The sequence below is a fragment of the Streptomyces sp. NPDC090445 genome, assembly GCF_044769385.1.
Lineage (GTDB): Bacteria > Actinomycetota > Actinomycetes > Streptomycetales > Streptomycetaceae > Streptomyces.
This window is the reverse complement of sequence record NZ_JBIVXV010000002.1, coordinates 496,751-515,943: the sequence shown is the minus strand read 5'-3', so window position 1 is coordinate 515,943 and position 19,193 is coordinate 496,751. Positions and strand designations below refer to the sequence as shown.

Sequence of the window (19,193 nt, the reverse complement as noted above, 5' to 3'; positions counted from 1 at the left end):
GCGGGACAGGCCCGGCACCGCCGGATCCCGCCCCGCCCCCCACGCCCGCATTCCGCATCCCGGGTCGCGGCCGGTCAGTCGACCTCGGCGACCGCCTGCGCGAACTGCGCCGCGTACAGCCGCGCGTACGCGCCCTGCGCCTCCAGCAGTTCCCCGTGCGTGCCCTGCTCCACGATGGAGCCGTTCTCCATCACCAGGATCACGTCCGCGTCCCGGATCGTGGAGAGCCGGTGCGCGATCACGAAGGACGTGCGGCCGTGCGCGAGCCGCGCCATCGCCTTCTGGATCAGCACCTCGGTACGGGTGTCGACGGAGCTGGTCGCCTCGTCGAGCACCAGGATCACCGGGTCCGACAGGAAGGCCCGGGCGATCGTGATGAGCTGCTTCTCGCCGGCGCTGACTCCCGCGCCCTCGTCGTCCAGGACGGTGTCGTAGCCGTCCGGCAGGGTGCGGATGAACCGGTCGGCGTGCGCGGCCCGCGCCGCCGCCTCGATCTCGGCGCGCGTGACCTCGCGCGAGGCCCCGTACGCGATGTTCTCCGCGATCGTGCCGCCGAACAGCCAGGTGTCCTGGAGCACCATGCCGATGCCGCCGCGCAGCTCCGCGCGGGTCATCTTCGCGATGTCCACCCCGTCGAGCGCGATCCGGCCGCCGGTGACCTCGTAGAACCGCATGAGCAGGTTCACCAGCGTGGTTTTGCCGGCACCGGTCGGGCCGACGATGGCCACGGTCTGGCCGGGCTCGACGCTCAGCGACAGGTTCTCGATCAGCGGCTTGTCCGGGTCGTAGCGGAACGCCACCTTCTCCAGCGTGACCTGGCCGCGGACCTTCTCCGGACGCTCCGGAACCGCCACGTCCGGCTCCTGCTCCTCGGCGTCGAGCAGCTCGTACACCCGCTCCGCCGAGGCCACGCCGGACTGCACCAGGTTCGCCATCGACGCGACCTGCGTCAGCGGCATCGAGAACTGGCGCGAGTACTGGATGAACGCCTGCACGTCACCGATCGACAGGCTGCCCGAGGCCACCCGCAGCCCGCCGACGACCGCCACCAGCACGTAGTTGATGTTCGAGATGAAGAACATCACCGGCTGCATGATGCCGCTGACCAGCTGCGCCTTGAACGAGGCCCGGAACAGCGCCTCGTTCTGCTCGGCGAAGACGGCCGCGGACTCCTTCTGCCGGCCGAAGACCTTCACGAGCGTGTGGCCCGAGTACATCTCCTCTATGTGCGCGTTGAGCGCACCCGTGGACTTCCACTGCGCCACGAACTGCGGCTGCGACTTCTTGCCGATCTTCGCGGCGACGGCGACCGACACCGGGATCGTCACCAGCGCGACCAGCGCCAGCAGCGGCGAGATCCAGAACATCATCGCGAGCACGCCGACGATCGTCAGCAGCGAGTTGAGCAGCTGCCCCATCGTCTGCTGGAGCGTCTGCCCGACGTTGTCGATGTCGTTGGTGGCCCGGCTGAGCACCTCGCCGCGCTTCTGCCGGTCGAAGTACGACAGCGGCAGCCGCGCCAGCTTGTCCTGGAGCTCCTCGCGCATCCGGTAGACGGTGCCGTTCATGATGTGGTTCGACAGCCGCGTCGCCACCAGCATCAGCAGGCCGGCCAGGACGAAGACCGCCAGCGCCCAGACCGCCACGGTCCCGACGGCGCCGAAGTCGATGCCCTCGCCGGGGGTGAAGTCGGTGCCGGACAGCATGTCCGCCATGCCGTCCTCGCCCTTGGCGCGCAGCCCGTCCAGCGCCTGCTCCTTGGTGAGCCCGGCCGGCATCTGCCGGCCGACGATCCCCGCGAAGACCAGGTCGGTGGCGTGGCCGAGGATCTTCGGGCCGATCACCGTGCAGACGACGCTGCCGAAGACCGCGGCGACCATGCCCCACAGCTTGGCCCGGTCGTGGGCGATCTGCCGCAGCAGCCGCTTGCCCGAGCCCTTGAAGTCCAGGAACCGCTGGGCCGGTCCCGCCGTCATCCGTCCTCCGGGCCCGCTCATGCGGCCTCCGCCTCCGTCAGCTGGGAGAGCACGATCTCCCGGTAGGTCTCGTTGCCGGCCATCAGCTCGTGGTGGCGTCCCTCGCCCACGACCCGGCCCTCGTCGAGGACGATGATCCGGTCGGCGTCGCGGATCGTCGCGACCCGCTGGGCGACGATGACGACCGTCGCCTCCTCCGTCTCGCGGGCGAGCGCCGCGCGCAGCGCCGCGTCCGTGGCGTAGTCCAGGGCCGAGAAGGAGTCGTCGAAGAGGTAGATCTCCGGGCGCTGCACCAGCGTGCGGGCGATGGCGAGGCGCTGGCGCTGGCCGCCGGAGACGTTCGTCCCGCCCTGGGTGACGGGCGCGTCGAGGCCGCCGTCGAGCGCGGACACGAACTCCGCCGCCTGCGCCACCTCCAGGGCCCGCCAGAGCTCCTCGTCGGTGGCGTCGGGGCGCCCGTAGCGCAGGTTCGAGGCGATCGTCCCGGAGAACAGGTACGGCTTCTGCGGCACCAGGCCGACCGTCCTGGCCAGCAGCTCGGGGTCGAGCCGGCGCACGTCCTCGCCGTCGACCAGCACGTGGCCGCCGGTCGCGTCGAACAGCCGCGGGACCAGGCCCAGCAGCGTGGACTTGCCGCTGCCGGTGGAGCCGATGACCGCGGTGGTCTCGCCGGGGCGGGCCACCAGGTCCACGCCGCGCAGCACCGGGGCCTCGGCGCCCGGGTAGTGGAAGTCGGCGCCGCGCAGCTCCAGCATCCCGGCCCGGGAGAGCTCGGTCACCGGTTCGGCGGCCGGGACCACGCTGGAGTCGGTGTCCAGGACTTCCTGGATGCGCTCGGCGCAGACCTCGGCGCGCGGCACCATCATGAACATGAACGTGGCCATCATCACGGACATGACGATCTGCATCAGGTAGGCGAGGAACGCCGTCAGCTGGCCGATCTCCATGCCGCCGCTGTCGATGCGCATCGCGCCGAACCAGATCACGGCGACGCTGGAGATGTTCACGACCACGATCACCGTGGGGAACATCAGCGCCAGCAGCCGGCCGGAGGCGAGCGAGACGTCGGTCAGCTCGGTGTTGGCGCCGCGGAAGCGTTCCTTCTCGTAGGTGTCGCGGACGAAGGCGCGGATCACCCGGTTGCCGGTGATCTGCTCGCGCAGCACCCGGTTCACGGCGTCCAGGCGGTCCTGCATCGAGCGGAACAGCGGGCGCGTCTTCCAGACGATCGCCCCGACGGACAGGCCGAGGACGGGCACCACGGCCAGCAGCACGCCCGACAGCTGCACGTCGAGCGAGAGCGCCATGGCGATGCCGCCGATGCACATGATCGGCGCCGAGACCATCAGGGTGAAGGTCATCAGGACCAGCATCTGGACCTGCTGTACGTCGTTCGTCGTACGCGTGATCAGCGACGGGGCGCCGAACTGGCCGAGCTCCCGCGAGGAGAAGCTCTGCACCCGGTCGAAGACGGCGGCGCGGACGTCGCGGCCGACGGCCGCGGAGGTGCGGGCTCCGTAGTAGACGGCGCCGACGTTGCAGCCGAGCTGGACGAGGGAGACGCCGAGCATCAGCGCACCGAAGCGCAGGATGTAGCCGGTGTCGCCGTGGACGACACCCTTGTCGATGATGTCCGCGTTCAGCGTGGGCAGGTAGAGGCTCGCACTGGTCTGGAGCAGTTGCAGCAGGACCAGCAGGGCGATGGGTTTCCGGTACGGACCCAGATGGGTCCGCAGAAGTCGTATGAGCACGCGCAGGCTCCGGTCGGCACGGTCGAGGGGGGCATCCCATCTTGGGCCACGGTGCGTGCAAACCCCACCGGTTTTCGCAAAGGCCGGTCAAAAGGAGGAGGCGGTCCTACGCCCCCTGCACACCCCCGCCCGGCCCTCCGCCGACCCGCCCGGCTCCCGCCCGCCCGGCTCCCGCCGAACCCGCCCGGCTCCCGCCCGCCCGGCTCCCGCCGAACCCGCCCGGCTCCCGCCCGCCCGGCTCCCGCCGAACCCGCCCGGCTCCCGCCGAACCCGCCCGGCTCCCGCCGAACCCGCCCGGCTCCCACGGATCCGGCAGGCCCCGGGGGAGGCCCTACGCCTGGAAGGCGCCCGGGTGGAGCTGCTCCCGCGTCGCGATGTACTGCTGGCGCACCGCCTGCATGGCCGGGTAGTCCTCGCCCGGCTCGAAGACCTGCGCGGCCGGAGCCGGCCACACCGGCGGGGTGTGCGGGGCCAGCGTCCCCCGCTGCACACCGAGCGCCCACGCCGCCTGGCGTGCCGCGCCCAGCGCCGCGTAGTCGGCCGGCGCCGGTACGACGATCTGCGTACCGAACAGCCCCGGAGCCGCGGCCTGCACGGCGGGCAGCTCGGCCGCCGCGCCCAGCAGGAACACCCGGCGCACCTCGACCCCGCGCAGGCGCAGCACGTCGAGCGCGTCGACCAGCCCGCACAGCATGCCCTCGAACGCGGCCCGCGCCAGGTGCTCCGGCTTCATCGAGTCGCGCCGCAGCCCGGACAGGGTGCCCGCGGTGTGCGGCAGGTTGGGTGTGCGCTCACCCTCCAGGTACGGCAGGAGCACGAGGCCGTGCGCGCCCGGCGTCGACTCCAGCGCGAGCTCGGACAGCCCCTCCAGATCGGTGCCCAGCAGGTCGGCGGTGCCCCGCAGGGCCCGTACCGCGTTGGAGGTGTTCACCACCGGCAGGTGCATGCCGCTGCCGTCGGCGAGGGAGGTGACCAGGCCGCCGGGCTCCTGTACGGCCGAGTGGTGGACGGCCATCACGGAGCCCGAGGCGCCCAGCGACACCACGGCGTCCCCGGGGGCCAAGCCCAGCCCGAGCGCGGCGGCCATGGTCTCCCCGGTGCCGGCGGAGATCAGCAGCCCCTCCGGCGTCATCCCGGCGGCCTCGGCCGGCGCGAGCACCTCCGGCAGCAGCGCCATGTGCCCGAGCGCCAGCTCGACCAGGTCGGGGCGGTAGGCGCCGGTCGCCGGCGACCAGTAGCCGGTCCCGGAGGCCCCGCCCCGGTCGGTGGTGCGGCGGGCGGGCCGGCCCAGCAGCTGCCAGACCAGCCAGTCGTGCGGGGACATCAGCACCGCCACCCGGCGGGCCGCGTCGGGCTCGTTGCGGGCCAGCCAGGCGAGCTTGGCCACGGGCTGGGCGGAGTGCGGGACGGAGCCCACGGCCTCGGCCCAGGCCTGCCGGCCGCCGAGGGCCTCGGTGAGGTCGGCGGCGACGACCTGGCCGCGCTTGTCGTTGCCGACCAGGGCCGGGCGGACGAGGGCGCCCTGCGCGTCCAGCGGCAGCAGCGCGTGCTGCTGCGCGGAGACGCCGATGGCCTGGACGCCTTCGAGGAGGCCGCCGCCGGCGGCCTCGCCGAGGGAGAGCAGCCAGGCCTGGGGGTCGGTGTCGTGGGGGTGGAGGGCCTGGGGATCACCCGCGGACTGCGGATGGGGCGCGTAGCCCTGGCGCAGTACGGCACCCGTGTCGGTGTCGCAGACGACGATGCGAGTGAAGGCGGAAGAGCTGTCCAGCCCGGCGACTATCCCCATACGGAGAATTCTGCCGCACACACGACCGGGATCCGCCGCCGCGGAGGGCGTCGGATCCCGTGTGCACCGGCGGCGAACCGGCCCCGGAACAGCGGTGAATCGGCGGTGAACCGGGGGGTGGGCCGGGCGGCGGACCAGGCGGCGGGCAGGGCGGCGGACCAGGCGGCGGCCGGCGGTGTGCCGGGAGCCCCGCCCGCCCGGGCTGAGCCGCCCGCCCCGCCCGCCTCGCCTGCCCCGCCCGCCTCAGGTGTTGCTGGTGCCCCAGTCGTCGTCGTAGCCGACGGCACCGTTGGCCCGGCGCCGCAGCACCCGTACGCGGTCCGTCACCGACGCGGGCAGGACGTCCCCGACCCGGTCGCCCACCGCGGTGAACGCCCTGCCGGCGAAATGGCGCCCCTGGTGTCCTGCGGTCTCGGCCGCGTTGCGCACGGCCGGGTTCTGCGCGACCCCGCGCACGCACTTCTTCATCTGCTCGTAGCGCTCCCGCCCGGCCCGTGTCCCGAGGACGTACCCGAGGGCCACTCCGCTCACGAACGTGACCTTGTAGCGCATGCCTGCCACCCTTCGTCGTGTGGTGCCCGGCCCGCTGTCGATACCGATTGGCGGAGCACCCCCCTGCTTGCGCTAATCTATGACTCGCAACGAGCGCTCGCCCCCCGGCAAGGCCGGAGGTGGGCCGTTCGGTGCAACGCAGCAATCCCCTGTAGCTCAATTGGCAGAGCAGCCGGCTGTTAACCGGCAGGTTACTGGTTCGAGTCCAGTCGGGGGAGCGCGATCCCCTGTAGCTCAATTGGCAGAGCATTCGGCTGTTAACCGGAGGGTTGCTGGTTCGAGTCCAGCCGGGGGAGCAGAGGGAAGAGGACCCCGAGGGGTCCTCTTCTTTTTTGCCCGTGTGCGGAAACTTTTGCCCCGCCGATGGAACCGGGCAGCCTTCAAACCGGTCTCCACCGACAGCGAAGCCGATCACACGGCCCAGCCGAGGCAGGAGATCGTATGAGCGGCTATGCTGCGGCAGACGGCGCGCACACTTGTACGCGCCACGCCGTGAAGGGGCGGTAGCTCAGCCGGTTAGAGCAGCGGACTCATAATCCGTCGGCCGTGGGTTCGAGTCCCACCCGCCCCACCGCAGGTCTGGTCAGAAGAAACGTTCTGACCTGCCAGCTTGGTGCCCCGCCCGGTCTTGCCGGGCCGGGGCATCTTGTCGTTTACCCCCTCGTGCGTGAGCGATGCGTGAGCGGCGGTATCGGAGCCAACCGCCTGCCGTGCCCGCGGCACGACGCGTGCAGCCCCCTCCGCGGCGGCCCTGTCCACCTCCGGCAACAGACTCGTGTACGTGTCAGAGGTGAGCGTGATCGTGAGTGCCGCAAGGTCTCCTTGATCGTGTGTAGGTCCCCGCCACCGGCATGCGTCAGAGTCGCGGCCACATGACGTAGGTCACGAAGGCTGATCGGCGGCAGATCAGTGCTCGCCAGGATCCGGCGAAAGGTCTCGGACACCGTCTCCGGATGCAGCCAGGACCCGTCCTCCTGCGTGAACACCTTCCCGGTGTCCTGCCACGCTGCCCCGAACCTCAGCCGCTCCCGGTTCTGCCGCGCTCGGTGGGCCCGCAGGACCTCCACGGTGCCGCTGTCGAGGGCGATGGTCCCCGCACTGCCGTCGGTCTTCGGCGCGGACTCGTAAGCCTCCCAGTTGTCCACGACGATCTTCTCGGCCGGCGTCAGCAGCCCTGCCTCCAGGTCCACGTCGGTCCACTCCTGCCCGACACCCTCACCGCGCCGCAGCCCGCGGAACGCGATCAGATGGAAGAACGCGTACAGCCGGTCCCCCTCCGCCGCGTCGAGGAAGGTGCCGACCTGAGCCGGCGTCCACACCATCACAGGGCTGGGCTTCACTCCGGTCTCGCGCCACCGCTGCACCCGCTCATCGGTCCACAACTGCGCCTTGGGCCGCTTCCCGGACGCCAGCTCGACGTGGGCCGCCGGGTTGAACGTCAGCAGCTGCTGGGCGATGGCGGCGTTCAGGGCGGCCCTCAGCATCCGGCGGATGCTCTGCTGGGTCGCGGGCCCAGTGATCTTCCGAAAGGGCGGCATAGCGGCGAGCTTCGCCTTCTCCTCATCCAGCCGCGCCCGCTCGGCGGCCGGGGGCCTGCTGTCCCTTCCCCACTTGCCCTTGGCTGCCTGCTCACGCCGGGCCTGATCCTCGGCGGCGATCACCTCGTTCTCGTCCGCGATCGCACCGAACACATCCCGCAGGTGCCCGACGTTCAGCCGGTCGAGCCGCACGTGCCCGATGCGGGGCTTGAGGTGCACGCGGACGTGAGAGCTGTACCCGCTGGTCGTCGTCCTGCGGGTCTTCTTGCCCGCCAGCCACATGTCCAGCCAGTCGCCCACCGTCAGACGGGACGTGAGCTTCTGCCCGGTCACGAACCGCCGCCGCGTCCCCTCCAGGTCCGGGATCGGCCCCTTCTCGTCCGCGACCAGCTCCAGCAGCTCGGCAATGTGCCGCCGTCCCTCCTCGTCGTCCGCGTCCGGCAGCGCGAGCAGCGCCCGTATCCGGTCGAGGTCGGCCTGGGCTGCGACCTTCGTTTCGTACCCGCCCCGACTGAACGACCGACGCCGGCCGTCCTCGTACGGCGGCAGCTCCTGCCGCACCGAGTAGCTACCGTGCCGCCGCTGCTTCAGCTTCGGGCATTTACTGCCGAGGGGTTTCCCCGTCTCGGCGTCCCTGCAATGGCAGCGACGGTACGTCGAGCCCTTCATGCACTGTCTCCGTGCTGGCTGTTCTGAGATATCGACCGGCGTATGGGCATGGCTGAAGCCTCCGCTATCTGACCCTAGATGCCCTCGTCTTTCCCTGTCTTTCCTTATCTGTCGAGATTCTTTGAATCCGATATCGGTGGGCGGGTGGCTGGAATGGGGATTTTGTGACGTGGCAGCCTTGGCGTCGAGGGCCGCGGCTCTGACCTGCGAAAAGTGCCGTCTCCGGCTGATCATAGGCAACGACCCGGCAAGGTCAAGTCGCGCTGGAATGGCTACGCGAGTGGTCGGGAGCGCCGCTCGTGAGGCGCTCCGGGAGCGCGGAATTTCGGCCTCGCGAACCGTGCGCTTCGCTACAGTATTCTTCGCCCATCGCCGCGGCCTTTGCTAAATACCCGGAGTTTTGTATTCGGAAAAACATGGGCTACGTTCGGGCCATGATCAATGTCGACGTTCTGGGTATTTCCCGTGTCAGGGAAGAGGCGATATCGGGTGCAGCGCGCCGTACTCGGCTGGCAGCTCGGTTGTCCCTAGCCGAGATCGCGGCCCTCTGCGAGGTCGACCCCTCCACGGTCTGGCGGTGGGAGCAGGGCAAACGCGCGCCCCGGGGCGAGCCGGCCCTCAGGTACGCCCAGGTGCTGGGCGATCTGACGGCCCAAGTCGCAGCGGAGGGCAGTCGATGAGCGGTTCGGCTCTCAACCGCGACGAACTGCTGGCGCTGCCGCCGGTGATCGACCTCGATACGGCGGGCCGAGCCTTCGGGCTCAAGCGCAGCACGACCTACGACCTCGCCAGGCGAGGCGAGCTACCGGTCGGCACCATCCGACTCGGAAGGGCGCAGCGCGTACTCACCGCCGAACTTCTCGAAGTCCTCGGCATCCAGCCGGACACGGCCACCGCAGCAGCCGCTGCATAGACCAGACGGCGGCACGGGGTGCGAACGATCAAGCCCGCCACTCTCATCGGCAGCGAAGCGGTGCGGCAGCTGGCGGACGCCCTCAAATGTGAGGCACTGCCGATCCACTGGAACCTGGGGGCCGGCGAGCAGCAGGACCTCGAACGCCCCATTCAGCACCACGGCACCGAGCAGTTGGTCGAGGTCGTCGCCCGTCGCACTGCCCCGGGAGACGTTCCCAAGCCCGCCCGCTACTGGCTCCGGGCCTGGGCCGACCTGGATCAGCAAGCTCCCCCCTCGAATCGGACTGAGAACGTCGTCCCCACCACCCGATCGACTCCCGGTGGCCACACCGCCGCCCTCATGGGCGGACTCGCCCTACTCACCCAGGACGGAGGCGCCTGAATTGGAGCTCCAAGAAGTCGCCGCGCTACTCAACCACGCCGGTACGTTCGACAGCCGCTTGCGCCGCCTCATGTCCACGCCTCAGCAGGCTGCCGAGCTGATTCGGCCGTGGAGCGATGCCCTTGCCGTCGTCCCAGCGGTCCTGGGATCGGTCCGGTGGGACGCAGCCCACGCCGTGGACCGCTTCTACGAGCAGCAAGGCGGCGACCGCACCGCGCAATACCGATCCGTGGAGCCGACCGACATCCTCAGGGCTTGGTCCCCTCGCCGTGTCGAGCTACTCCAGAGGCACATCGACCCTGTCCCGATAGCCGACCCCGACGACACGGTCGCCTACTTGGCCGAGCTGCGGGCCGTACGCCGATCCGTTGCCGCTGGCCTCATCCCGCCCGTTGAGCAACGCCAGCTGTCCAGCAAGCCGCCGGCCGCGGAAGTCGAAGAGCGGATGGCGACAACAGGCAGCCCGATTCCCGCCGAGGCCCGCCGCGCCCTCGCTCCGTACCGGACGCTCCACATGCGCCACGAAGTCTTCGTCGCATAGCTCCCACGGCCATGGAAGAAGGTCAGTTGGAACGTTTTCTCTTCTGATCGTTTGAGCCGCCGTGGCATGACAGCTCGGAGTCATCGAAAGCAGCTGATGCACGCCGACAGCCCCTTTACGTCTACCGAGGCGCGCAGAGGGCACTTCTGCCAAACGGCCGCCTCGATGACTTCCTCATGGGCGTCGTGAGGCTGGCCGTCGACGGCGATGCGGTGGACGCCGTTGGGTTGGTAGCCGAACTTGCGGGACACGGTTCGTGAGGCGGTGTTGTCAGCAAACGCGGTAGAGGTGACCCGTGCGGCGTCGAGGCCGTCGAAGGCGAGGGCCAGGGCGGCGGCGCGCATCTGTGTGCCGTAGCCCTGGCCCTGGAAGCGGCTGCCGAGCCAGAACCCGGTGCGGGCTTCCCTGGTGGTGGCGAAGTCGCGTGCGGAGAGATTCTGCTGACCGATGACCTGACCGTCACGGAAGACGGCAAGGAGGAGCCGCCAGTTGTCGCCGGTCCAGTCGCCTCGTGCCCACCAGTGGTTCTGTACGACGCTCCTGGCCCGCTCGGCCGGCGGCGCGGACGCCCAGGGCTGCGGGAAGTACACGGCGCCGTCCGGGACGACTCCCTCGGCGGCTACCTGAGCGAGTACGTCCAGTTCAGCGTCCGAGGGAAGGCGGAGGACGAGATCAGGGGTGGTGAGGCGGAGGGCGGTGAGGGGCCAGTGACGCATGGGTGGGCTCCGAGGAGTCAAGGCCCGTCGAGTCCGAAGACCGTGCCGAACGGGTCGATGAGCTGGCAGATGCGCCGGCCGGGCTCCACATCAAGGGGGCCGCGGTGGTGAGTGCAGCCCGCTTCCAGGAGTCGTTTGCGTTCGGTGTCGAGGTCCTCGACGGACCAGTACGGGACGGTGCTTCGCCCGTGGGCGTTCGCCTTGGGGGAGGCGGGGTGGAAGCCGAACTCGAGTCCGTCGAGGTCCAGCCAGGCATAGACGGAGCTGCCGTTGACGTCGAGTTTGACCTCGGCATGGAAGATGCCGCCCCACCATCGGGCGGCGGCTTCGGGGTCGTCGACGAAGACCATGACCGTGCGGATACCGCGCACTTGGGTTACTCCTTGCGTCGGGAAGGGGCACGGTACCGCTGCGGTGTCACTCGTGGGCGCCGTGCAGGGAACGAAGGCCGGTGGCGGCGGCGAACGCCGTCAGGGCACGTATGAGGTCCGCGTCGTTCCATTGCGCGCCGAGCTCGCGTACGTGGTGCAGGTATGCGTGGCGTACCGAGCGCGGGGACGACTGCCCCAGCTCGCGTGCGATGTACGCCAGGGTGATCAGGTCTGGCAGGCCGGTGATGTCGGGTCGCAGGGTCTCGGCGTCCACGAGTGCCAGCTGTCCGTCGATGCGGCGGCGGACGTGTTCCGGTTTGAGGTCTAGATGACCGAGCGGCACGTGGTTGGAGCCGTGTGCATCGTTGACGAGCCGGAGAAGAAGCCGCCAGTTGTCGGCGCGGGTGACCCATTCCGGCGGTGGTGAGTCGAGAAGATTTCCGGCGCCCCAGCGGGCCATCGCTTCCGCCACCTCGGTTTGCCAGCGGAGGGACGCGGTGTGGATGACGGCGACGGCCCGAATCAGCTCGTCGAAGGCGTTGGCGGCGGTGAGCTGGACGGACTGTTCGAGGTAGTCGACGAGCAGGGTGCGGGAGGTGTCGCACGACCTGTGTAGTTCCGGTAGGACGTGCTCGCCGTGCAGGAGCTCGTAGGCCAGGACCTCGCTGAGGTAGCCGGCCTCGTCCGCATGGTGCTTCAGGATGCGGTGGGGCGGGGTGCCGAGGGTGAAGACGGCCGTGCGGTAGCGGGCAGTGATGCAGCGCACTGGCCCGGGCTCACCTGGGTGGTGGCGGGTGAGGAGCACGTATGCCTGCCGCTCGGCGGCAGCAGGGTCAATGGTCAGCGGATTCGGGAGCCACCCGTCGGGCCGCGCCCGGGTGGCGCCGTCCAGTGGCCCGGCGGGGGCAGCGGTCATGCCGCGGTCTCCTGGCCGATGCCGAGCGTGGCGAGGCTGTGGGCGTAGCAGCGGGCGGCGAGGTCGGGCCGCTGGTGCTCGCCGTAGATCGCGAAGAGGGCGTAGACCGGGGAGTCGAGGCTCTCCCCGATGTGCCAGCCCTGGTATGAGCCTCCGACGACGTCCCAGATCTGGGCACGGCCGAGGAAGACGGCGGCGAAGTCCTGGAAGTAGATCTCGACGCCGAAGGGGTAGGCGGCCATGGCCTCCTCCCGGCTGGTCGCGGCGGTCTTGTCCCAGGTGGGGCCGGTGATGTTCCAGGCGTACATGTCGACCTCGCCAGGCCGTCCGGGCGGGTCGAGGAGGCGCAGAACAGCCCGGTGTGCTCCGAGGGGTCCGGCGAGGTAGTCGTGGATGCTGGTGGCCAAGGCCCCGGTGCGGGTGGCGATGAGCTCACGGGCGAGCCGGGGCAGCTCCTCGGCCACCAGGGCCTCGGCCTTCTCCCACTCATCCTTGCCCAGGACCGGGGTGATCGGGGTGGGCTCGACGTGCTGCGGGGATTCGAGGAAGTCGGCGAGCGCGGCGAGCGCGGACTTCTCCGCCACGGGGTCGGGGGTGACCCAGGGGACGCGCGAGGCGGTGACCGGGCCGTCGGCCACCGGGACGGTGAGGCGGTCGCCGGGGCGTGGACCGTGCACGCGGAAGAGGTGCTGGAGGTCGTTGGCGGTCGCGGCCAGGGCCTTGTGGTCGGCATAGAGGAACGGGCCGTGAGGGCTGCGGGGCGCGGTGAAGCCATTCCCGCACAGGGCGACATCCGGTACGCCATCCAGGGGCTTGAGGTAGTTGATGAGCAGGCCGTTGAGGATCTGGAGGCCGGTGGTGCGGTTGCGGGGTCCGTCCATGCCGGGCAGCAGGTTGTTGTCTGCGCCGAGGGCTCCGTACGGGACGGTCTGGGCGTTGTTGGAGACCACCGCGAGCCGGGGCGGGGCGAGCGCGCCCTGTGTCAGCTGCTCGATGTAGAGGTCCGAGACGTCGGCGTCGACGCCGATGAAGACGTCGTTGCCGATGTTGCCGGCCAGGCGGAACAGGGGCTGGGAGACGCGCTTCTCCCAGAAGAGGGTGCGGGCTCCAGCGGGGTAGAGGGTGATCTCGATGTCGCCGACGTTCAGCGGCTGAGTGTGGTCCACGCGGTGCACGGTGAAGCCCAGGGCTGCGATGGCGTCGGTGACAGCGGCCGGGGTGGTGGTGCCGGTGTAGACGGGCACGGTACGGGCGAGGAGGGCGAGCGAGGGGAGGTGGAAGTGGTCCAGGTGCTCGTGGCTGAGGATCACGGCGTCCGGACCGGACATGCCCTGGGTGTCCACGGTGCGGGGCGGCCAGATCTCGAACTCCAGGCTCCCGGCCCCGAAGGCGGGTGTGAGGATCGGGTCGAGGAGGACGGACGAGAGGCCGTCCGTGATGTGCCAGGTCTGGTGGCCCAGGAAGGTCAGTTCCAGGCCGACGGGAGCAGCTGCCATTACGAACTCCTTTGCGCGATCGGTGGAGGTGCGGAGGAGGGCAGCGGACGCCCTCCTCCGCACCTGCTTGCGGGCGGCTCGACCTACCGGTGGTAGGTGACCGGGGAGTTGCTGGTGGTGCCGGTCGCGGCGAACGCCGCCACGCGCTGCTGGAGGCGGCGAACCGCCTCGGCCGTCACCGGCGCGCTCGGCTTGTTCTGGGAGTTGGTTTCGTTCATCAGGTACCTCCGTCATTCGGGTGTGCCGGCGGCGCGGACGCAGCCGCCGCTCCCCGCCGCCGATCGGCGGCGGGAGGTCAGTGGTCAGTGGCGAGGAGGCAGGCCCAGACAACCACAGTGCAGATGAGCACGTAGATCGTCACGGCGATCCGCTGCCTCACTGGGCGGCCACTGTGTCGGGGCCGTGGGACTGCGCGGCCGGGGTACTCACGTGGGATGCCCTGCCGCGGCCTCTCGCATCTCGATGGCCCTGTCCGTCTGCGCATGCAGCAGCTCCACCTCGCCCGGGCAGAGGACCAGCGTTGTGTTCTCGGTCGTACCGTCGAGGCGGTGGAGCGTGATAGACAGGGTCGCCGTCTGGTCCCGGTGGCTGTAGCGGATGTCGCGCTGTACCGGAGTTGCGTGGGTGATCACGGAGACTCTCCCGGGGCGGTCTGGTCGGGGGATGCGCTCAGTCAACTCTGCTGGCCAGACCCTCAACAGGGCATTCCACTAGGCACGTTGTAGGCACCTGGAAGGCAGATCCCGGCTAGGATTTCCGGCGCCCAACTCGACCAGCGGACGGCGGGATGATGGCGAACGAGACCCTGCGCAGGCTCAGACACGAGCGGCGGTGGACCCAGGCGCATGCCGCACAGCGGGTGTGCGAGCAGGTCGAAGCCGACACGGGACGCAACCCCGAGCTCGACGCGAACTGGATCTCCCGACTGGAGCGCGGTGCCATCACCTGGCCCTCCAGCGACTATCGGGCTGCATTGTGCCGGGTGTACGAGGTAAGAGATGAGGCCCAGCTCGGGCTACACCCGAGGAGTACTGCTGAATCGCTGGCCCCACGTGGTCACGGCACCCCCTTGCCCTCCGCGGCTGCGGCCGACCTCGACTTGGACGCTGCCCTGTCCGCCCGCATCGCCCGACACGCGGCTGTCAGCAACGTCAACGTGACGGTGCTCGAACAACTCGACGCGGACGTCGAGAGGCTCGCCCACGACTTCGTTAGTCGCCCTCTGGCTTTGCTGGTACCGGAGATCCGCACCCTGCGAAGGGAGGTGTTCCAATTACTCGAAGGACGCCAGCATCCGGGCCAGACCCGGCACCTCTACGTCGTGGCCGGCTGGCTGTGCGGCCTGGCTGCCCATGTCTCCCTCGACCTTGGCCATCAGACCTCATCTGCCACTCACTCACGCACCGCGCTGCAATGTGCGGACATCGCCGACCACCAAGGGATGCGAGCCTGGGCACGGTCCTTTCAGTCCCTCGCCGCCTACTGGACCGGGGACTACCAGCGTGCCGCCAGTCTGGCGCGCAGCGGCTACGAGGCGGGCACCGGGCCAGGGACCATCAGAGCTCGGCTACTCAGCCTGGAAGCGAGGGCCTTGGCGTCCCGAGGAGACAGCCAAGGTGCGCTGCATGCCCTGAGGCGGGCTCACGAAGCGCGCAGTGTCGCCGGCGCAGACGAACTGCCAGGCGTGTTCGCCTTCCCGGAGGCCAAGCAGTGGGCCTACACCGGCACGACCCTGCTCACCACAGGGAGTCGTGATCAGATCCGCCAAGCGATCACGGCCTCCAACCGTGCCGTCGAGCTCTACCAGGCGGGGTCCGACGGGGAGAGGTCCCCTGGCGACCTGAACGCCGCCCATCTCGACCTGGCGACGGCCTACCTCGCGAACGGCGAAGTGGAAGCGGCAGGCGCTGAGCTGACCCCAGTCCTCGCTGTAGGCCAGTACACCGCGAGCATCACGATCAGACTTCGCAAACTGGACGCAGCCATCGGCAGTGCGCCGTACCGTGACTCGTGGCCAGTAGTCGATCTCCGCGAGCGCATCCGAGAAGCAACCACCCGGCCTGCTCTCGCCAGCAACCCCACGGAGCCGCGATGACCACCCGCCCGACCGACGATCTTTCCGTGACCGATCGCCACCTGCTCTCCACGAAGGCGTACGGCACGGGTCAGCACCTCGCGGCCCGCCAGTCCCTCTACCAGTGGCAGACCCCCAGGCACGACCTTCCCGGCATCGTCGTGAACGAGCTTGCCAGCCTCAAGGGCATTGTCGCGGATGTGGGTTGCGGCAACGGCAAGTTCGTCCAGCGGATGCGCGAGGACCGGCCGGACCTGTCCGTGATCCCCATGGATGTCTCTCCCGGCATCCTGACCGGCATCCCCGGCGCAGTTGCCGCAGACGCCCAGCAGATCCCCATCGCCGACGGCACTCTGAGCGCCGTCCTGGCCATGCACATGCTCTACCACGTCGAAGACCAGCCACGAGCCGTACGAGAGCTGGGCCGTGTCCTGGCCCCGGGCGGCGTCGCCCTCGTCTCCACCAACAGCCGCGCCGACAAGCGTGAACTGGAAGACCTCTGGCGCCAGGCCGCCGGCGACGTCCTAGGCGTCGCGGAGGGCCCCGCCCGGGTACAGCTGTCGGCCCGCTTCACGCTCGAAGATGCCCCCGACATTTTGGGGGAGGTCTTCACCGACATCCGGTCCATCCCGCTCCCGGGGGTGATCGACGTGCCGGACTCGGCTCCAGTGATCGCCCACCTCGCCTCGTACGAAGCTTGGGCCGATCAGATGGGGGTCCCCTTCGGGGAGACGATCGATCGAGCCCGCGAGCGCGTTGAGGAATCCATCCGCACGCAAGGCGCCTTCCGCATCACTTGCCTGGGCGGCATCCTCGTTTGCACTGCACATCACTCATGACGGTGAACCAGATCTCGACGATGAGGCAGCAGCCGACACCTCATTCTTGAGAGGTGCCAGCCGCGATTCTTCGCTTCCCGGAAAGCCCGGACGCCTTTTCCCTGCAGGCACACACCACTGAGGCTGCCGAAATGGTAAGAAGCGGAGGCGGACAACCTGCTCGCCGAAAGTGGCAACGGCGCCCATCGCGCGGCTGGCTTGCCAGATTTCGGGACAGCGGAGTATGTGCCGCCGTATGCTGGGCGCATAATATCCTGAGCTTGAGACAGTGCTCTTCGGGGGCGTGCCCGGTCTCAGTCAGCTGATAGGCCGTGAGCCCGCTTGTAGTCTCTGATCAGGGATTCTGGGAGTCGACCACGAAGGTTCACTGGTCGTCCTTCAATTTGGGCCCAGGCGCGTACCTGTGCTGGCTCGACATCGTCCGATCGGTGGTCTGGTTTCGGTGTATCCTCCTGCGCGAGGTCGGAGACCGCTGCGATCGAGGTCGTAGGCGTGCCCCATTGTGGATCTGCGCCGGAAGCCTTTGCCTCGATCGATGCAGCCAGCGAGCGTAGCCGCGAAGCGATCAGAGCTGGTGGTGCGGTGATCGTGTGGTCACCGCCTCGTCGTGCCACGCCTGCAATGCAGGGATTGCTGAGGAAGGCCAGCGCCTCTTCAATTTCCTTCTTGTCGAGCGGCGTCTCTAGCGAGGACTTCGTCTCCCGCCAGATATCCCGGACGTCGAGCGCGCCGGCACCAAACTCAACGTCAGCGGGGTCGTTCGCACTCTTCCACATGGCGTTGACCACGAGTGCTTGTGCTTCAGTCCGCCGCTCTGCCTCGCTCCACGTGTGTTCGAGTGCATCGGCTTGGCCCGCGAGTAGCAATCCAACGAGTTCGTGCGGATAGAGAGGGGTCTCGGAATGGCGGACGATGGCGTCTGCAAGTTGCTTGGCGGTCAGTACGGCCACTTCCTCCTTACTCGCCTCACGGAACACCCGGGTGTCGAAGTCGGGACCGATCAGAACGGTGTGATCGGCGTGATGACGAGCGCGGTGTTCACTGAGACGCATGAACCGTACGTCGTGGTCGGTCACGAGACCGGCACCGTCCGTCTTGGCCTCTACAGCGATGCGCCGTCGGCTTGTCGGAGAAAGCCACAGTGTGACGACCAGATCTGTCTTGGCTGGCCCGCTGTGCACCTCGACGTCCATCGAGAGGTATCTGAAGGCGTCCGCCAGGGCCCGTTCGAACCGCTGGTAGTTCGCGCTGTCCTTGGATGAGCTCATGACTTCTGCTGCCAACTGAACGGGCAAGGGTGGGCACTGGTCGGTCGCGGACACCATGGTGCCCGACTCGCCTGGCGCGTTATCACCCTGAATATCCTGGCGCTTCTGAAGAGGCAGTGAGCCAGCAAGCGCAGTACCGAGGGCCGTCCTACGCGTCAAACTCCCGACGCGTTCGGCGAGTCCGGCCTCAACCAGAAGCGCGACGCGCGCAGTCACATCCTTTCTGGTGAGATCGACTGTGGGGTACCTCTCGGCCAGGATCCCTACCAGTGTGCCCGAGTCGGATTCGTCTGCTAGGCAGTCCAGCACCTCACCGAGCAAGGCCAGATTGAGATGTAGGTGGCGGATAAGGTCGACGACCTCGCCGGATTGGAGCCATTCCGCTGCCAGGCGCGTCGCTGCGAACTGGTCGGCTCCCACTTGGACCAGAAGGTCGAGGCCTTGGAGGGTGCTGAGCGACTGCTCAGCGGATGACTTGCTGACATTGAAGGCTTCAGCGGAGAAACCAATGAACTCCCCGCGTGAGAGTCCTGCTGCCGCAGCGTCGACGAGTCGACGGAGAGTCTCCGGGTTGGCACCGCTTGCAATATAGCCCAACACTCTCTTGCGCGCCTTCAGCTCTCCCTCGCCTACCTGACTGAGATGCTCGGCAAGTAGACGCGGAGGCTTCGGCAGCTGGGCAGAGAGGCTGGCGGCTTGCCTCTGTGCCTCCAGGTCACTCGGGCGCACGAGGCTCAGCTTGCGGAGCAGTATCCGACCATCGTCCGTCGGTACGATCTTCCCGTTAGTCCAATAGTCGAGCAGGCCCGCGGCGCGCATCCAATAGACCCGTCGGCGCACCTGGTCGAGAGACTTCCAGTTCAGCCCGTAAGTACCGGCCGCGACGTGATTCAACTCGTCGTACGTGAGGCCTTCGCCCACCGAGTCCAACAACTCGCCGAAGAAACGGACATGGGCGTGGAGTACTGCCATGAGGTAGGCGACGTCACCGGTATCCAGGAAGTGTCTGGCCTCAGGGGTGAGGAGAACACGCGAGGGGCGGCCCTCTCTGGTGAACAGGCCGCAGCCCCCGGTGGAGTGGAGCACCTGACGCAGCGGGACAGGAGAAGAGGCACCTGGCCAGGTGAACGTTCTCTCGACCAGAGGATCCGCGTCGATGTCCTTGAGCAGGGCCGTGAGGTTTCCGACAAGCTCGGAGAAATGGCCGGGAATGTATGGAGCCGCCCCAGCTCGAGCAGGCCACGGAAGAGGTGAGGGAAGGTCTCCGTGGTCAGGCTTGGGTGCTTCTGGCATGGCTGAGGCTCCTGCTTGAGGCGGTTGATCACGTAATGCGTGACGTGAGGGCGCGATTCATCGTCGCTCCAAGCGGACAGCTCTGCACGCGGTTTGGCATATCTCAGCGT

17 protein-coding genes, 3 tRNA genes and 1 pseudogene are annotated in these 19,193 nt (G+C 68.8%); 9 read left to right on the top strand and 12 right to left on the bottom strand.

Annotation, left to right across the window (positions count from 1 at the left end; translation table 11 throughout):
• Nucleotides 1–74: 74 nt before the first annotated feature.
• From ACIQUT_RS07085 to ACIQUT_RS07070, 4 genes are all read right to left on the bottom strand, one after another.
• Nucleotides 75–1,997 (bottom strand): ABC transporter ATP-binding protein, encoded by a 1,923-nt coding sequence (locus ACIQUT_RS07085; protein WP_403560271.1) that lies wholly within the window; start codon nucleotides 1,995–1,997, stop codon nucleotides 75–77.
• Nucleotides 1,994–3,727 carry an ABC transporter ATP-binding protein gene (locus ACIQUT_RS07080; protein WP_403560269.1) on the bottom strand — a complete coding sequence of 578 codons (1,734 nt, stop codon included), beginning with the start codon at nucleotides 3,725–3,727 and terminating at the stop codon, nucleotides 1,994–1,996. Before ACIQUT_RS07080 ends, ACIQUT_RS07085 begins: the two co-directional genes overlap by 4 nt.
• Nucleotides 3,728–4,058: 331 nt before the next feature.
• Nucleotides 4,059–5,513, bottom strand: a complete 1,455-nt coding sequence (locus ACIQUT_RS07075; protein ID WP_403560267.1) for an FGGY family carbohydrate kinase — start codon at nucleotides 5,511–5,513, stop codon at nucleotides 4,059–4,061.
• Nucleotides 5,514–5,756: 243 nt separating this feature from the next.
• The gene (locus tag ACIQUT_RS07070; protein ID WP_403560265.1) at nucleotides 5,757–6,065 is read right to left on the bottom strand and encodes a YtxH domain-containing protein; all 309 of its coding nucleotides are present in this window, start codon (nucleotides 6,063–6,065) and stop codon (nucleotides 5,757–5,759) included.
• Between the two features lie 145 nt (nucleotides 6,066–6,210).
• Here ACIQUT_RS07070 and ACIQUT_RS07065 point away from each other — a divergent pair.
• From ACIQUT_RS07065 to ACIQUT_RS07055, 3 genes are all read left to right on the top strand, one after another.
• A tRNA-Asn gene (locus ACIQUT_RS07065) sits at nucleotides 6,211–6,283 on the top strand.
• Between the two features lie 5 nt (nucleotides 6,284–6,288).
• Nucleotides 6,289–6,361 (top strand) — tRNA-Asn (locus ACIQUT_RS07060).
• Nucleotides 6,362–6,562: 201 nt separating this feature from the next.
• A tRNA-Ile gene (locus ACIQUT_RS07055) sits at nucleotides 6,563–6,636 on the top strand.
• 134 nt (nucleotides 6,637–6,770) lie between these two features.
• On the opposite strand, the pseudogene xerC reads toward ACIQUT_RS07055, so the two are convergent.
• A pseudogene (gene xerC / locus ACIQUT_RS07050) lies at nucleotides 6,771–8,272 on the bottom strand (tyrosine recombinase XerC); the annotation flags it as partial.
• 434 nt (nucleotides 8,273–8,706) lie between these two features.
• Here xerC and ACIQUT_RS07045 point away from each other — a divergent pair.
• Genes ACIQUT_RS07045 through ACIQUT_RS07030 form a run of 4 tightly spaced genes read left to right on the top strand, consistent with a single transcriptional unit; the run spans nucleotide 8,707 to nucleotide 10,110 of the window.
• Nucleotides 8,707–8,952, top strand: coding sequence for a helix-turn-helix domain-containing protein (locus ACIQUT_RS07045; RefSeq protein WP_403560263.1), 246 nt, complete (start codon nucleotides 8,707–8,709; stop codon nucleotides 8,950–8,952).
• Nucleotides 8,949–9,185, top strand: coding sequence for a hypothetical protein (locus tag ACIQUT_RS07040; protein WP_403560261.1), 237 nt, complete (start codon nucleotides 8,949–8,951; stop codon nucleotides 9,183–9,185). The genes ACIQUT_RS07045 and ACIQUT_RS07040 overlap by 4 nt, the downstream gene beginning before the upstream one ends.
• 18 nt (nucleotides 9,186–9,203) lie before the next feature.
• Nucleotides 9,204–9,569 carry a hypothetical protein gene (locus ACIQUT_RS07035; RefSeq protein WP_403560260.1) on the top strand — a complete coding sequence of 122 codons (366 nt, stop codon included), beginning with the start codon at nucleotides 9,204–9,206 and terminating at the stop codon, nucleotides 9,567–9,569.
• A 1-nt stretch (nucleotide 9,570) separates the two neighbouring features.
• On the top strand, nucleotides 9,571–10,110 hold the full coding sequence (locus ACIQUT_RS07030; RefSeq protein WP_403560258.1) for a hypothetical protein: 540 nt from the start codon (nucleotides 9,571–9,573) through the stop codon (nucleotides 10,108–10,110).
• Between the two features lie 80 nt (nucleotides 10,111–10,190).
• Here ACIQUT_RS07030 and ACIQUT_RS07025 read toward each other — a convergent pair whose 3' ends face one another.
• From ACIQUT_RS07025 to ACIQUT_RS07000, 6 genes are all read right to left on the bottom strand, one after another.
• On the bottom strand, nucleotides 10,191–10,826 hold the full coding sequence (locus ACIQUT_RS07025) for a GNAT family N-acetyltransferase (RefSeq protein WP_403560256.1): 636 nt from the start codon (nucleotides 10,824–10,826) through the stop codon (nucleotides 10,191–10,193).
• Between the two features lie 17 nt (nucleotides 10,827–10,843).
• On the bottom strand, nucleotides 10,844–11,197 hold the full coding sequence (locus tag ACIQUT_RS07020; protein ID WP_403560254.1) for a VOC family protein: 354 nt from the start codon (nucleotides 11,195–11,197) through the stop codon (nucleotides 10,844–10,846).
• Between the two features lie 46 nt (nucleotides 11,198–11,243).
• Nucleotides 11,244–12,113: a hypothetical protein gene (locus tag ACIQUT_RS07015; protein WP_403560252.1), complete on the bottom strand. Its 870-nt coding sequence runs from the start codon at nucleotides 12,111–12,113 to the stop codon at nucleotides 11,244–11,246.
• Complete coding sequence (locus ACIQUT_RS07010) at nucleotides 12,110–13,609, bottom strand: MBL fold metallo-hydrolase (RefSeq protein WP_403560250.1); 1,500 nt, start codon at nucleotides 13,607–13,609, stop codon at nucleotides 12,110–12,112. Before ACIQUT_RS07010 ends, ACIQUT_RS07015 begins: the two co-directional genes overlap by 4 nt.
• 83 nt (nucleotides 13,610–13,692) lie before the next feature.
• Complete coding sequence (locus ACIQUT_RS07005) at nucleotides 13,693–13,827, bottom strand: hypothetical protein (protein WP_403560248.1); 135 nt, start codon at nucleotides 13,825–13,827, stop codon at nucleotides 13,693–13,695.
• A gap of 207 nt (nucleotides 13,828–14,034) precedes the next feature.
• Nucleotides 14,035–14,241 (bottom strand): hypothetical protein, encoded by a 207-nt coding sequence (locus ACIQUT_RS07000; protein WP_403560246.1) that lies wholly within the window; start codon nucleotides 14,239–14,241, stop codon nucleotides 14,035–14,037.
• 155 nt (nucleotides 14,242–14,396) lie between these two features.
• Here ACIQUT_RS07000 and ACIQUT_RS06995 point away from each other — a divergent pair, with 155 nt between their 5' ends.
• Complete coding sequence (locus tag ACIQUT_RS06995) at nucleotides 14,397–15,704, top strand: helix-turn-helix domain-containing protein (RefSeq protein WP_403560244.1); 1,308 nt, start codon at nucleotides 14,397–14,399, stop codon at nucleotides 15,702–15,704.
• Nucleotides 15,701–16,522, top strand: coding sequence for a class I SAM-dependent methyltransferase (locus ACIQUT_RS06990; protein WP_403560243.1), 822 nt, complete (start codon nucleotides 15,701–15,703; stop codon nucleotides 16,520–16,522). Before ACIQUT_RS06995 ends, ACIQUT_RS06990 begins: the two co-directional genes overlap by 4 nt.
• 293 nt (nucleotides 16,523–16,815) lie before the next feature.
• On the opposite strand, the gene ACIQUT_RS06985 is transcribed toward ACIQUT_RS06990, so the two are convergent.
• Nucleotides 16,816–19,083 carry a hypothetical protein gene (locus tag ACIQUT_RS06985; RefSeq protein WP_403560241.1) on the bottom strand — a complete coding sequence of 756 codons (2,268 nt, stop codon included), beginning with the start codon at nucleotides 19,081–19,083 and terminating at the stop codon, nucleotides 16,816–16,818.
• Nucleotides 19,084–19,193: the final 110 nt, after the last annotated feature.